The organism is Bacillus sp. BC08, from assembly GCF_054326875.1.
This window is the reverse complement of record NZ_JBTGPA010000019.1, coordinates 31792-45311: the sequence shown is the minus strand read 5'-3', so window position 1 is coordinate 45311 and position 13520 is coordinate 31792. Positions and strand designations below refer to the sequence as shown.

The 13520-nt window shown below is 36.3% G+C and carries 13 protein-coding genes; 4 read left to right on the top strand and 9 right to left on the bottom strand.

Features of this window, described 5'->3' with window-relative positions; genetic code table 11:
* Positions 1-381: 381 nt before the first annotated feature.
* From ACXVYO_RS03755 to ACXVYO_RS03745, 3 genes are all read right to left on the bottom strand, one after another.
* The gene (locus ACXVYO_RS03755; protein ID WP_458466073.1) at positions 382-1263 is read right to left on the bottom strand and encodes a helix-turn-helix domain-containing protein; all 882 of its coding nucleotides are present in this window, start codon (positions 1261-1263) and stop codon (positions 382-384) included.
* 215 nt (positions 1264-1478) lie between these two features.
* Positions 1479-1757, bottom strand: coding sequence for a hypothetical protein (locus tag ACXVYO_RS03750; protein WP_458466072.1), 279 nt, complete (start codon positions 1755-1757; stop codon positions 1479-1481).
* Entirely contained in the window at positions 1754-3055 is a 1302-nt protein-coding gene (locus tag ACXVYO_RS03745) for an alpha-amylase family glycosyl hydrolase (protein ID WP_458466071.1), read from the bottom strand. Before ACXVYO_RS03745 ends, ACXVYO_RS03750 begins: the two co-directional genes overlap by 4 nt.
* 213 nt (positions 3056-3268) lie before the next feature.
* On the opposite strand from ACXVYO_RS03745, the gene ACXVYO_RS03740 reads away from it, so the two are divergent.
* Positions 3269-4501 carry an ammonium transporter gene (locus ACXVYO_RS03740; RefSeq protein WP_458466070.1) on the top strand — a complete coding sequence of 411 codons (1233 nt, stop codon included), beginning with the start codon at positions 3269-3271 and terminating at the stop codon, positions 4499-4501.
* A gap of 204 nt (positions 4502-4705) precedes the next feature.
* On the opposite strand, the gene ACXVYO_RS03735 is transcribed toward ACXVYO_RS03740, so the two are convergent.
* From ACXVYO_RS03735 to asnB, 4 genes are all read right to left on the bottom strand, one after another.
* The gene (locus ACXVYO_RS03735; RefSeq protein ID WP_458466069.1) at positions 4706-4939 is read right to left on the bottom strand and encodes a hypothetical protein; all 234 of its coding nucleotides are present in this window, start codon (positions 4937-4939) and stop codon (positions 4706-4708) included.
* A gap of 95 nt (positions 4940-5034) precedes the next feature.
* Positions 5035-6501, bottom strand: coding sequence for a catalase KatB (gene katB / locus ACXVYO_RS03730; protein WP_063260220.1), 1467 nt, complete (start codon positions 6499-6501; stop codon positions 5035-5037).
* Between the two features lie 58 nt (positions 6502-6559).
* Entirely contained in the window at positions 6560-7519 is a 960-nt protein-coding gene (gene hemH / locus ACXVYO_RS03725; RefSeq protein WP_458466068.1) for a ferrochelatase, read from the bottom strand.
* A 187-nt stretch (positions 7520-7706) separates the two neighbouring features.
* Positions 7707-9554, bottom strand: coding sequence for an asparagine synthase (glutamine-hydrolyzing) (gene asnB, locus ACXVYO_RS03720; RefSeq protein WP_458466145.1), 1848 nt, complete (start codon positions 9552-9554; stop codon positions 7707-7709).
* Between the two features lie 239 nt (positions 9555-9793).
* Between asnB and ACXVYO_RS03715 the strand changes: the two genes are divergently transcribed.
* Complete coding sequence (locus tag ACXVYO_RS03715; protein WP_458466067.1) at positions 9794-10348, top strand: DUF2777 domain-containing protein; 555 nt, start codon at positions 9794-9796, stop codon at positions 10346-10348.
* Between the two features lie 54 nt (positions 10349-10402).
* On the opposite strand, the gene ACXVYO_RS03710 is transcribed toward ACXVYO_RS03715, so the two are convergent.
* Entirely contained in the window at positions 10403-10771 is a 369-nt protein-coding gene (locus tag ACXVYO_RS03710) for a YisL family protein (protein ID WP_458466066.1), read from the bottom strand.
* 150 nt (positions 10772-10921) lie between these two features.
* Between ACXVYO_RS03710 and rocD the strand changes: the two genes are divergently transcribed.
* Together rocD and ACXVYO_RS03700 are read left to right on the top strand one after the other, a co-directional pair.
* Positions 10922-12112: an ornithine aminotransferase gene (rocD, locus tag ACXVYO_RS03705; protein WP_000616654.1), complete on the top strand. Its 1191-nt coding sequence runs from the start codon at positions 10922-10924 to the stop codon at positions 12110-12112.
* A gap of 110 nt (positions 12113-12222) precedes the next feature.
* Positions 12223-12507, top strand: coding sequence for a hypothetical protein (locus ACXVYO_RS03700; RefSeq protein ID WP_458466065.1), 285 nt, complete (start codon positions 12223-12225; stop codon positions 12505-12507).
* Positions 12508-12540: 33 nt separating this feature from the next.
* Here ACXVYO_RS03700 and ACXVYO_RS03695 read toward each other — a convergent pair whose 3' ends face one another.
* Complete coding sequence (locus ACXVYO_RS03695) at positions 12541-13440, bottom strand: fumarylacetoacetate hydrolase family protein (RefSeq protein WP_458466064.1); 900 nt, start codon at positions 13438-13440, stop codon at positions 12541-12543.
* Positions 13441-13520 lie beyond the last annotated feature (80 nt).

The following is a 13520-nucleotide window of genomic DNA, read 5'->3' as shown; positions in this document are numbered from 1 at the left end:
ATGAAAAATATTCATTAAAAAAGAGTTAGAAGTGGTTATTTGAAAAAATTAATACTATGGTTTTTATTAGCTACATTCTGTCTACATATTGCAGGATGTTCTAATAATATGACTACACTCAAGGATAAATCTAAAACTTCAACACCAGCGAAGTGCAAACACATCAACAAAGCTTGGTATAAGAAACATATGTAATGCAATAATCGAATCATTTTAATTTTAATACTATATAGACGGAAATATAAATTGTTAACAGGGATACAAACTTCAAAAATGATTTTAGAATCAAGTTTATAGAAAATAATAAGATGTTTATAAGCGTAAAACCTACAGAGATTTTCCCTGTGGGTTTTGTTCTATGTATAAGTAATTTTCAAGAATTTATAAATGTTTTTTTAAATATTTTTCTTTAATCCTTTTTATATAATGCTCTTTTTCTGTTAGTTCAAATATAAATAATGCTTTTTTCATGTTATCAACAACATCTTCTTCATTATGTTCTTTAATCCTTAATAAATTCCAGCCCTTTAAATAGTATAGTTCACCTAATAGGTATAACGTGTTTAAATTAATAGCTAATTTGATGCCCTTATCAAGGTATTTCATCGCCTCTTCATGTTGATATGCCTGACCTAAACAGTTCGCTAAATTAAAAATGATTTTTAATTTAATTTCTCTATCTCTAGGAAAATCTAACCTGTTAAAGTTAGTTAAACATTTTCTTAATATATCAATACTTTTTTCATATTCTTTGTTTTCCGCATAAAATATAGACATTGTCTGCATAATATCTATTTCTCTTTCTGATAAAAAATCAGCATTGGTTAACGTTAATTTTAATGCATTATTTAAAAGATCTAAAGCCGTTTTTGTTGATCTATTCACCATAAATATAGCAATTGCTTCATGCCATATTAGAAATTGTTTATCTTCTTTTGTCTGGAAAGCATTTTCATCTTTTTCTTTTTTTACTATCTCATAAAGTTCTGTATATTGTTTTTGCTTTATGCAATCTCTTATTACACATTTTACATTTTCTACATATTTCAATCTTTTATTTTGAGTTAGTGCAAATATATTATTCGGATCAATACCAAGTCTTTCAGATAGTTGATATAACAATATACTTGATGGAAAAATCATACCTTTTTCTATTTTACTAATTTGACTTTGTGAACATATTCCATGACACAATTCAGATTGCGATATATTCTTTTTCATTCTAAGCTCTTTAATGGTAATACCCAAATCGTAAAATTCCATTTTTCCTCCTCAAATGTGTAACCCTTAATGAGTATAAGACTATTTCCCATCCTTTAATGTAATGTAAAATTCGTATAGTTGCAATTATTGTTTGTTCTAACGGGCTTTTCACTTCTTTGCTCAGCTGCATTTCGAGTTGAGAGTCTTACTTCACAGAAAAACAGACTAGGGAGAAAGTTTTCTCCTTAGCCTGCCCCACCGAGATTTCGCATTTATTAAAAGCAACACATTATCGCTTTATCAAATGATTTTTCAAGAATATATACTTTATCATTTTCGATTTTGTATTTAATATTATTTCTCTTTAGAATTGCTGTATCAACAGAATGAACACTATCGCCCCACGGAACAAATTCCCCATCATCACGGTTGTCCCAAAAATAAAAACTTACAAATACGATAAAAACACATACACATAGAGCGAACCAATTCTTTTTCCGTAAAGACCTCACCACCTTAAACTGAAGAAGAACTACTAAAAAAACGTTACTCATTTCCGTCTCTTTTTAACCGCAACTAAAAACGCAATAAATAATACATTCACACCGACGATTAAAGAGATAAATAGCCAATTCACACCTGTTTCTCCGTTAACTTTATACACATTTGATTCTTCACGCTTTAAAACAAGATAAAAATTCCCGTTTTCTTCTCTTATAATTTCATCTTCTAACAATCCTCGTAACTCTTGTTTTTCGCCAATTGCACTTACAGGTAAAGCAACTTTTTGTGTTTCTTTCGTATTATTAATCGCTACTACTGTCACTTCATCTTTGTACTTTCGCTTTAGTACACTCATTCCATCTTTATCGTATAGAAGCTCAAACGTACCGCGTCGTAGAGATGGTCTCGCTTGTCTAAGCTCACCGAGTTTCGTTATGTGCTGCATAAACTTCTCATCTGATTTGAAATCCATTAATCGTCTATTATCCGGAGTATCCCCTCCATCTAATGCAATTTCAGTCCCGTAATAAAAATTCGGAATGCCTGGTGTTGTTAATAAATATGTAAGAGCTAGTTTCAAGCGAGATGGCGGATAATTCATATTCTCTTTTGCAATACGAGTAAATCTTTTCGTATCTTGATCATCTAAAAATGTAGCTGATTCTCCGTCTTTTTTACTCACATCATATAAAGGTTTCACCGATACATCCGCTTTGGAAAACGATTCTACTATTTTTTCATTGTATTTACTATCTTCTTTTGTCATAATACGAAAATCTTTCTTTATCGCTTGCATATCTTTTTGCACGTCATCCCAGAAAGAACGCGATTTTTTTTCACTATGTATTACATAACTTGCATCTAAATCGACTTCTTTGATCCACCATTTCATCGCGTCGATGACTTGTTGTTCGTTCTCTCCAAGCGGAAATTGAAGTACAATTTTCATTCCTTTTGCGTGAGCTGCTTGTACAAGTTCTTTCACATCATTTTCTGTTCCGAAATGTCCATTTACCTTTTGAAAATTGTGCACATCTAACCCATCATACATTCCACTTTCAAAAAGCGGAGAAAGCATAACAGCGGTAAATCCTATTTCTTTTATGTAATCCAGTCTTTTTATAATCCCTCTTATATCTCCACCTTGATATCCTTCTAGATTACCAACTTCTAACTGTTTGTCATTTTTCGGTTCTCCATTATTAAAGCGATCAATCATAATGGAATATATGACTTCGTCTCGCCACTCTCTTTTTTCATCCGCAAACGTATGTATTGGTATAAACAAAACGACAGCTAAACAAAAACAAATAAATAGTTTCCTAGTCCGTATTTTTCCCACACGCATCCCCCATGTTTTTTAATTGTAAGAATATTATACCAATTATCCAAACGAATCACATACGTTGATTTCATTCTTCCCAAAATACTTCATGTTATATTTTCTAACATGAAGTATAAAGTTTTCTGAATTTTTAGTTGATTTTTTATTTCGTTTCGAATATGATATGAAACATAACAAGTTGATGTTATTTTTTCTAACATTATAGGAGGAGAGAGAATGAATACAGGAGATACGGTTTTTATGTTTGTAACGACAGTAATGGTCATGTTAATGACACCAGGATTGGCACTTTTTTATGGGGGCATGGTTCGTAGTAAAAACGTACTCAGTACGACAATGCATAGTTATAGCGCAATGGCTGTCGTTTCGATTCAATGGATTGTAATCGGTTATTCTTTATCATTCGGACCAGATTGGCACGGACTTATCGGTACACTCGATTGGTTCGGTTTAAACGGAGTTACCTACGCACCAAATCCAGACTACTCATCTACTATTCCTCACAACTTATTTATGATGTTCCAACTCATGTTCGCCATTTTAACTCCAGCTTTAATTTCAGGTGCATTCGCCGAAAGAATGCGATTTTCCGCTTTCCTTATTTTCATCCTTCTATGGACAACAATCGTTTACAATCCTGTCGCTCATTGGGTATGGGGCGTTGGCGGGTGGCTAAGAGAACTTGGTGCATTAGACTTCGCTGGTGGTAACGTCGTTCATATTACATCTGGCGTGGCTGGCCTTGTATTAGCTATTTTCCTCGGAAAACGAAAAAACATAAACGGTACTTCTCCTCACCATTTACCATTCACGATGTTAGGCGCCGGTCTACTATGGTTCGGCTGGTTCGGTTTTAACGTCGGAAGTGCATTATCTTTAAATGACGTAGCTTTAACTGCATTTATTAATACAAATATAGCCGCTGCTGCCTCTGCATTAACTTGGATGCTTTCAGAATGGTTCTTCCAATCAAAACCGACTGCGATGGGAGCTGCTTGTGGAGTTGTTTCCGGTCTAGTCGCTATTACACCAGCTTGCGGGTTCGTTACACCTTTCTCCGCCCTTCTTATCGGAGCAATTGGCGGCGTATTATGCTTCGGAGCAGTCTTTTTCTTAAAAACAAAATTCGGATATGATGATACACTTGATGCATTTGGCTGCCACGGTATCGGCGGAACTTGGGGCGGTATTGCGACAGGGCTATTTGCAACCACTACTGTAAACAGTGATGGCGCGAACGGATTATTTTACGGAAATGCCGCTTTACTGCTTAAACAACTGGTAGCAATCGGCGCAACATATGCATTCACGATCATCATGACATACGCCATTATTAAAGCGATTAACTTCTTCCTCCCTGTTCGGGTAGGTGAGCACGAAGAACATATGGGACTTGATATTTCGATGCACGGGGAGAAAGCTTATGAGTATACGGAGCGAGTGAACTAAAAAAGAGATGCAATCTATTGGTAGTAGATTGCACCTCTTTTTATTGTACTTGTCGGCGGTATACTCCACCTAGTATTGCAGTGAATATATCGGCGATTTTTTAAATATATCAACGATCATTTCAATATATCGACGTTTCGACACACCATATCGATTTACCAACAAATTCCAACATAGCGAACACGAAAAATACCCCGGTGCAACTTACGAATCACCGTACTTTCTTTTATTGGTACTTAAAATAATAAGAAATGCCACAGCTATTACAGCTAAAAAACGAACCGGATTAAACGGCGTTCCTACCGTTTCATTAAAACGATGATAGATAAACGGAATCATCTCAAGCACCATTAGCCCAATCGCTATAAACATTTTTATAATAGCAAACACTACAAATAAAAAGACACTTAACGCAATAATGAAAATTAAAACATCCATCAAAATACACCTCTTATATGTAAAACTTATTTGACAAGATTATAACATCTTTTACACATAAAAAAGACGACCGTTTAACAGTCGTCTTTTCCTACTTATTTCGGAGCATTTCCCACATATTGCGTAATATCAACATTTAAAGACTGCGCTAAACGCATTCCGTACTCTTGATCTGCACGGAAGAAGTTACAAACAGCTAGTAATTTCGTGCGCTCATTTACGTCTTTTAAGTCATTTGTTAAGTTTGCAATTAAGTTGTCTTGCTCTTCTTTAGAGAACGAACGGTAACGCTCACCTGCTTGTTTGAAATCATTTGGTTTGTCAATTTTTTCACGAGATACATAGCCTTCTACTTTCATAGTTGAATCGCGGTAAGTCGGGTCTTCAACTGGATTTTCAGTATGACGGCTCGGTTCGTAGTTAATTGTAGATGGATTTTGATTTATTTGCATCGCACCATCACGTTGTTGGTTATGAACAGCTGCGTACGGGCAGTTTACAGGAATTTGTAAGTAGTTCGCACCAAGACGGTAACGCTGTGTATCTGGATAAGAGAATAAACGACCTTGTAATAATTTATCTTCAGATGGTTCAATACCATTTACAGTTGCACTTGGAGAGAACGCCACTTGCTCTACTTCTGCGAAGAAGTTTTTCGGATTACGATTTAACGTCATCGTCCCTACTTCAATTAATGGGAAGCGATCTTCCGGCCATACTTTCGTTGGGTCTAATGGATCGAAATCTAAAGAATCCGTTTCTTCTAGTTGCATCACTTGTACGTGTAAATCCCACTTCGGATAATTTCCTTTTTCGATTGCATCGAACAAGTCACGAGTTGCATGGTTGAAGTCTTTTCCTTGTACTTCTTGCACCTCTTTTGCACTTAAGTTACGTACACTTTGCTGTGGTTTCCAGTGATATTTAATGTAGACAATTTTACCTTCTGCATTAATCCATTTAAATGAATGAACACCGAAACCTTCCATTTCACGATAACTAGCTGGTGTACCGTAATCAGAAAATACCCATGTCATCATATGTGTAGATTCTGGACTTAACGTCATGAAATCCCAGTAACGGTCTGGCGTTTGAACGTTTGTATCAGGTGCTGGTTTTAAAGAATGCACCATATCAGGGAATTTAATTGCATCACGAATGAAGAAGACCGGTAAATGGTTACCTACGATATCGTAATTTCCTTCTTCTGTATAAAATTTAACAGCGAACCCGCGTGGGTCACGAGCTGTTTCTGGAGAACCTTGACCATGAATAACCGTTGAGAAACGAACAAATACAGGCGTTTCAGTTCCTTCATTTTGTAAAAACGCTGCCTTTGTATATTGCTTCATGCTGTTTTTCGTTACGAATACACCGTGAGCACCTGCACCACGTGCATGTACAACGCGTTCTGGAATACGTTCACGATCAAAGTGAGCCAGTTTTTCTACTAAATGATAGTCTTCTAATAATACCGGTCCACGGCGACCAGCTGTACGAGAATTTTGGTTATCTCCAACCGGAGCACCTTGGTTTGTTGTTAAGCGATTATTTGGATTCATCAGGGGGATCCTCCTCTTTATCTTTTAGTAATTATTATTTATTTAAAATTATTACAAATTAATTATTATTCAAAATTAAATTCTTGTCAACTATTTCCTTCATTTTTTTGGAAACAATTTCAGCTAAGCAATCGATAAATACAGATTGTGAATTTGGCATATTTGGTCTAAAATATGCGACGTTTAATTCATCAGTTACAACTTTACATTCGTAATCGTTGTCATATAAAACTTCTAAATGTTCTGCCACAAAGCCGACTGGACAATATATGAAAGATTCATATCCATGCTCTTCAAATAAATCTCTCGTTAAATCTTGTACATCCGGTCCAATCCATGGATCCGGTGTATTTCCGGCACTTTGCCAACCAATTGTATAGTTTTGAATATTTGCAGCTGCTGCGATTAAATCCGCTGTATGTTGCAATTGCTCCACATAAGGGTCCCCTGCTGCAATAATTTTCTCTGGTAAACTATGTGCCGAAAAAATTACGACAGCTTTCTCTTTGTTTTCAATCTTTGTACATGTTTCTTTTATTTGCTCTGCCCAATAAGAAATAAATTTCGGTTCATCGTACCATTGTTCAATTGGTTCAATAACAGGACCACCGATTTCTTCCGAAAGACGAATAGCACGGTCATTATACGCTTTAATACTAAATGTAGAATAATGCGGCGCTAATACGATACTAATCGCCTGCTCAATTCCATCGCGCTTCATCTCTTCTACTGCATCTTCTATAAATGGAGCTATATGTTTTAATCCTAAATAACAAGTAAATTCATACTCTGTAAACATATTATTCATTGAATCTGTTAATTTATGCGCCTGCTCTTTCGTAATTTTTGCAAGTGGTGAAATTCCGCCAATCGCTTTATAGCGCCCGATTAAGTCTTGGAGTGCTTCTTCTGAAGGTTTACGCCCATGGCGAATATGTGTATAGTACGCCTCTACATCATCTAATGATTCTGGTGTTCCATACGCCATTACGAGTAAACCTATTTTTTTCTTTGTCATCTATATAACACCTCAATTTTGTAAATGAGAATCTTTTTCAAGAACATTTGTTTCCAATTATAACAATGAATAATAAGTACGTAAAGATAATTATTATAAATAAGTATTATTTCTAATATGATTTTGAATTTTATTTGACAATTTATTTAATAAAAAGCGACTTACTTTTATGTAAGTCGCTTTTCTTCTATTCTTTAATATTTACCCCATACTCTTTAAACCAAACGTGAATTTGCGCTAAATGAGCTAAAAGCTGAGGCCCAGTCATTAATTGACCGAACCAAGGGGATTGAAACGCACTACCGCCTGATTCAATCAATCCGCTCAATTGCTCTTTATCAAATAACTCGTGCAAAATTGAGCCTTTATCCGTTAATAAATCTTGTAGCCATACTGTTACGGCTTTCGTATAGTGCGGATTATGCGTTTTCGGATACGGACTCTTCTTTCTATATAAGATGTCATTTGGAAGTAATCCTTCTAACGCTTTACGCAATAGACCTTTTTCGCGGTTTTTATACATTTTCATTTCCCAAGGAATATTCCACGCATATTCGACAAGTCGGTGATCTGCAAACGGAACGCGTACTTCTAAGCTTGCCCCCATACTCATACGGTCTTTTCTGTCTAATAATGTTGTCATAAACCATACCATGTTCAAGTAAAATAGTTGTCGTCTCTTTGCTTCAATTGGACTTTCTCCCTCTAAAATAGGAACTTCTTGAATAGATTCTTCATAACGCTGCTGTACATATTGTTGTAAATTTAATTTATTTCTCCATTCTTTCTTTAGCAGTTGTTCACGTGCTTCTGTAGAGCGCATCCACGGAAATGCACCCGATTGTAAATCATCTTCTCTATAAAACCACGGATAACCGCCAAATATTTCATCTGCGCATTCCCCAGATAAACCAACGACAAAATCTTGTTTTATTTCACGGCAAAACCATAATAATGACGAATCGATATCTGCCATACCAGGCAAATCACGAACGAGTACCGCTTCTGTTAAATACTGCGCTAATTGTTCATTTGAAATGACGCAACGATGGTGGATTGTTTGAAACGTCTCCGTCATTAAATGAATAAATGGTGCATCTGAATTCGGCTGAAATGCATTCGCTTTAAAGTATTTGTCGTTATCTTCATAATCAACAGAGTATGTGTGTAATTGCCCTTTTCCTGACCTTGCGTATTCTTGCGCAGCAATTGCTGTAATGGCGCTCGAATCTACACCGCCTGATAAAAAAGTGCATAACGGTACATCCGAAACGAGCTGCCTTGTAATCGCATCTTGTAATAAAAATCGTGTTTTCTCTACTGTTTCTTCAAAGGAGTCTTCGTGCTTTTTACTTTCCACATTCCAATATCTCCATATACATAAACCGTTCTTCGAAAATGTCATCGCGTGACCTGGACGTAATTCTTTTATACCGGCATAAATACCGTGACCAGGTGTTCTCGATGGTCCAAGACCGAATACTTCGGATAATCCTTCTAACGTTACTTCCGCCTTCACATCTGGATGAGCCAGTATCGCTTTTAACTCTGAACCAAATAGTAATCGCCCACTATCATATTTATAAAATAGTGGTTTTACACCTAGTCGATCTCGCGCAATAAATACTTGTTCTTTCTGTTCATCCCATACGGCAAACGCATATATACCGTTTAAATGATCGACACACTCTTCTTTCCATTCCATATAAGACGCTAATAGCACTTCCGTATCAGAATGACCTTTGAACGTATATCCTCTTCTTAATAGTTCCTTCCGAATATCTTCCGTATTATACAGTTCACCGTTATAGCAAATTGCATAATTCGTTTCATCTTTTAGACAAGTCATCGGTTGTTTCCCACCCTCAGGATCAACAACGATTAACCGTTTATGCCCAAATGCGACATTGCCTTTAATCCAAACTTTATTATCATCTGGGCCACGCTTCGCTAACGTCTCAGCCATCTTCGTAACGACGTCCCGTTCTCCTTCTAATGAGCGTTTATAATCCACCCATCCTGTAATCCCGCACATACGAATCATCCTTCCATCCTATTTCTTTTCCTAAACGAGCAGTAATCCCCACCCTTAAAGGTGCGGATCAAAAAATGAAAAACTTGACGATAACCTACTATCCACATATGGAATAGCATTTTCACTCAGTAAAACGTGTTTTATTGTATGCCCAGCTATGTCTAGATGTGTCTAGTTATAAAGAATGCACGAACTGTCTATAACAGAAATAACTACTTTTCATAAAGGAGAAATCGTGTATGATACAACGTAACCATATTTTATATAACCAGCCTCGCGCTCATACAGTCGGTAATGTAGAATATATAAACAATGAATGGGTATTCTTTGATGATGAAAATGATGAAGCATTTTTATTAGAAGATATTGCCGAAGATGGCTTTGAGATTTTATATAACAACAACTGGCTACCAGCTCGTTTCTATGAACAAGATGTATTACAAATCGCCAACGAACAGCACCACCTGCAAAACGGGGAAATGATACGCATTCGAAAAAAATTACTTCTTAGCTATACGGAATGGCTTGAGGAATTACCTGACTCTGTTTTTGCATTATTAACGGAATCATTGCAATCACTTCATTACTCTTTATATGATTGCATGTATTGTCATAATTATTTATCTTTCTTACCGAAAGAGGAAGCATGCGAAGGAGTAAATATTCTTTTATTTGATAACGAAGAGATGATTTGTACATTGCAGCACCATTTCGTTCGTCACGCTACGTCAAATAAAAATATGTTCCGTTTTACGAAAGTAAACGGAGAAGAGTTGCATATTGATGCGACATAAAGTAAAAAACCACCTTATCTCCCAAACATTTGAGATCATAAGGTGGTTTTATTTTTATTTGAATACGTACCAGCCAATCGGTAATTTTAGTCCTAAGTATATTACCGCTACTAACGCAACAATAAATAAGCCCCAAACCGCCCCTGTTGGTTTGTTTTTGCTCATTTTTACAAGAACCATTTCCATTCCACCGATAACTAAAATACCGGCTAACATTTTCAGGCCGTACCACATGTGCATGCTACCTGTTGCTGTTTTCATAATACTCATGTACAACATGAATCCTGACACAATAATTAAGATATACATTAGGCGAAGCCCCATATGTACACCTTTACCTTTTCTCCCTGCTGAATAAAGTGAATACGCAACGAAGAATAAAATTAAACCTAACGCCCATGCCGTAATATGCATATGTACCATCGTATCCCTTACCTCCTCTTTTCACACTTTTTCACTCTATATGATAACATGTTCATTTATTTTCAGGAAATGTTTCGCTTTTTTACATTTAAATGATATAATATTTAGAGTATTTACAAACTTCTTGTAATAACAAAAGGGGGAACAATCATGATTCAAACTAAGGATATTATCGAACTTACAGACACATACGGAGCAAATAACTATCACCCACTTCCGATCGTTATTTCTAAAGCAGAAGGCGTTTGGGTAGAAGATCCTGAAGGAAACCGCTATATGGACTTATTAAGTGCATATTCTGCAGTAAACCAAGGTCATCGTCACCCAAAAATTATTAACGCTTTAATAGACCAAGCTAATCGTGTTACGCTAACTTCTCGTGCTTTCCATAGTGATCAATTAGGTCCTTGGTACGAAAAAGTTGCGAAACTAACTAATAAAGAAATGGTACTTCCAATGAATACAGGTGCAGAAGCTGTTGAAACTGCAATTAAAACAGCTCGCCGCTGGGCTTATGACGTGAAGAAAGTAGAAGCAAACCGTGCTGAAATTATCGTTTGTGAAGATAACTTCCACGGACGTACGATGGGTGCTGTTTCTATGTCTTCAAACGAAGAGTACAAGCGTGGGTTCGGTCCAATGCTTCCTGGCATTATCGTAATTCCTTACGGTGATTTAGAAGCGTTAAAAGCTGCTATTACACCAAATACAGCTGCATTCATTTTAGAGCCTATCCAAGGTGAAGCAGGAATTAACATCCCACCAGCTGGTTACTTAAAAGAAGCTCTTGAAGTATGTAAAAAAGAAAACGTTTTATTTGTAGCAGATGAAATCCAAACAGGTTTAGGCCGTACTGGTAAAGTATTTGCTTGTGATTGGGACAACGTAACTCCTGACATGTACATACTTGGTAAAGCACTTGGCGGCGGCGTATTCCCAATCTCTTGCGTAGCAGCAAACCGCGACATTTTAGGCGTATTCGAGCCAGGTTCTCACGGTTCTACATTCGGTGGTAACCCGCTTGCGTGTGCTGTTTCTATCGCAGCTCTTGAAGTGTTAGAAGAAGAAAAATTAACAGAGCGTTCTCTTCAATTAGGTGAAAAATTAGTTGGGCAATTAAAAGAGATTGATAACCCAATGATCACTGAAGTTCGTGGTAAAGGTTTATTCATCGGTATCGAATTAAACGAGCCAGCTCGTCCTTACTGTGAACAACTAAAAGCAGCTGGTCTATTATGTAAAGAAACACACGAAAATGTAATTCGTATCGCACCACCTCTAGTAATCTCTGAAGAAGATTTAGAGTGGGCATTCCAAAAAATTAAAGCGGTATTATCGTAATAATAGAGAGGTTGTCCTACATGTTGGGACAACCTCTTTCTTTTTATATTGATTTATACTAAAATAAAGTTGTAATTTTCTGGTTTTTAAAATTGTAAAGGAGATTCGATATGTTATTAAGGTACGGCAAACATATTAACTATTTGGCTACATCTTTTATTTTAGTTACATTCTTTGGCTTCCTACTTTCCACAACATTGCTTATTCACTACTCAACTTCTACTACATTCACACTGCTGAAAGCATCATTTTGGACTGCTGTTATTCTTACTATCATCGGTTTTGGACGAGAAAAAAGTGCACTTACGGTTATACTATTCGGCGTTTGTACACTTGCATTCATTGGTCTTTACACTTTTTCGGTTATCGATTACCTCTATAACCCAAGGCCATAAAAAAGAGCTATCTTCGATAAGATAGCTCTTTTTTCATTTCACTACATTTCGCAAAGTGCCAATGCCTTCTACTGTAATGACAACTTCATCACCAGCATGTAAAAACTTCGGTGGTGTGAAACCTTTTCCCACTCCAGACGGCGTTCCTGTTGCGATAATATCTCCTGGTTCTAACGTCATGCCTTTACTTATCGTTGAAATAATTTCTTCTATTGAAAAAATCATTTTATTTGTATTTGAAGTTTGCCTTACTTCCCCATTTACTACTGTTTCAATGTGTAACGCATTTGGCACACTAACCATTGATTTATGAATTAAATACGGTCCCATCGGACAAAATGTATCGAAACTTTTTCCAAGGAAAAATTGTTTATGCTTCCTTTGAATATCGCGAGCAGTTATATCATTTATAATGGTATAACCAAAAACATGCTCAAGCGCTTTTTCTTTTTTTATTTGTTTCCCTCGCTTACCGATGATGATAGCTAGTTCTCCTTCATAGTCTAGTTCATTCGTTGCATGGGGATGACTATTAATTTTTTCATCCATTCCAATAACTGTCGTTGGCGCTTTCGTGAAGATCATTATATTTTCTGGAATTGATTCTACTCCGCCCATTTCTATCGCATGCTCACGATAGTTTTTTCCAACGCATAGAATATTCTTCCTTGGCCTTGGAATTGGTGCTAATATTTTCACCTCAGTTAACGGATAATACGCCGCCCCTTCATTTTCCTTCGCCCAATTTACAATATCACATATTTTTTCAAAACATTCGGTTCCTCTCTCAATACACTCTAACATTGTGATTGGAATCGTAACCTTTTCCCCTTTTTGTCTTTGTGCTTCTCTTAAGTGCAATACCTTTTTTTCTTCTTCATCCACAATACCTACAAATACCTTTTCATCTTTTTTTGCCGTTACCAAACGCAATATTTCCACTCTCCATCCTAAAACTCATACCATTTAATTGTATTCGCATCCGTAAGAAAAAAACCTTCTCATGCACGCTA

Excerpts from the sequence above, each read along its gene's own strand:
- ACXVYO_RS03745 (WP_458466071.1), bottom strand. The coding sequence starts at position 3,055 with ATGCGTGTGGGAAAAATACGGACTAGGAAACTATTTATTTGTTTTTGT.
- asnB (WP_458466145.1), bottom strand. The coding sequence starts at position 9,554 with ATGTGCGGGATTACAGGATGGGTGGATTATAAACGCTCATTAGAAGGA.
- katB (WP_063260220.1), bottom strand. The coding sequence starts at position 6,501 with ATGAATCCAAATAATCGCTTAACAACAAACCAAGGTGCTCCGGTTGGA.
- hemH (WP_458466068.1), bottom strand. The coding sequence starts at position 7,519 with ATGACAAAGAAAAAAATAGGTTTACTCGTAATGGCGTATGGAACACCA.
- ACXVYO_RS03740 (WP_458466070.1), top strand. The coding sequence starts at position 3,269 with ATGAATACAGGAGATACGGTTTTTATGTTTGTAACGACAGTAATGGTC.
- ACXVYO_RS03755 (WP_458466073.1), bottom strand. The coding sequence starts at position 1,263 with ATGGAATTTTACGATTTGGGTATTACCATTAAAGAGCTTAGAATGAAA.
- ACXVYO_RS03700 (WP_458466065.1), top strand. The coding sequence starts at position 12,223 with ATGTTATTAAGGTACGGCAAACATATTAACTATTTGGCTACATCTTTT.
- ACXVYO_RS03735 (WP_458466069.1), bottom strand. The coding sequence starts at position 4,939 with ATGGATGTTTTAATTTTCATTATTGCGTTAAGTGTCTTTTTATTTGTA.
- ACXVYO_RS03710 (WP_458466066.1), bottom strand. The coding sequence starts at position 10,771 with ATGGTACATATGCATATTACGGCATGGGCGTTAGGTTTAATTTTATTC.
- rocD (WP_000616654.1), top strand. The coding sequence starts at position 10,922 with ATGATTCAAACTAAGGATATTATCGAACTTACAGACACATACGGAGCA.
- ACXVYO_RS03750 (WP_458466072.1), bottom strand. The coding sequence starts at position 1,757 with ATGAGTAACGTTTTTTTAGTAGTTCTTCTTCAGTTTAAGGTGGTGAGG.
- ACXVYO_RS03715 (WP_458466067.1), top strand. The coding sequence starts at position 9,794 with ATGATACAACGTAACCATATTTTATATAACCAGCCTCGCGCTCATACA.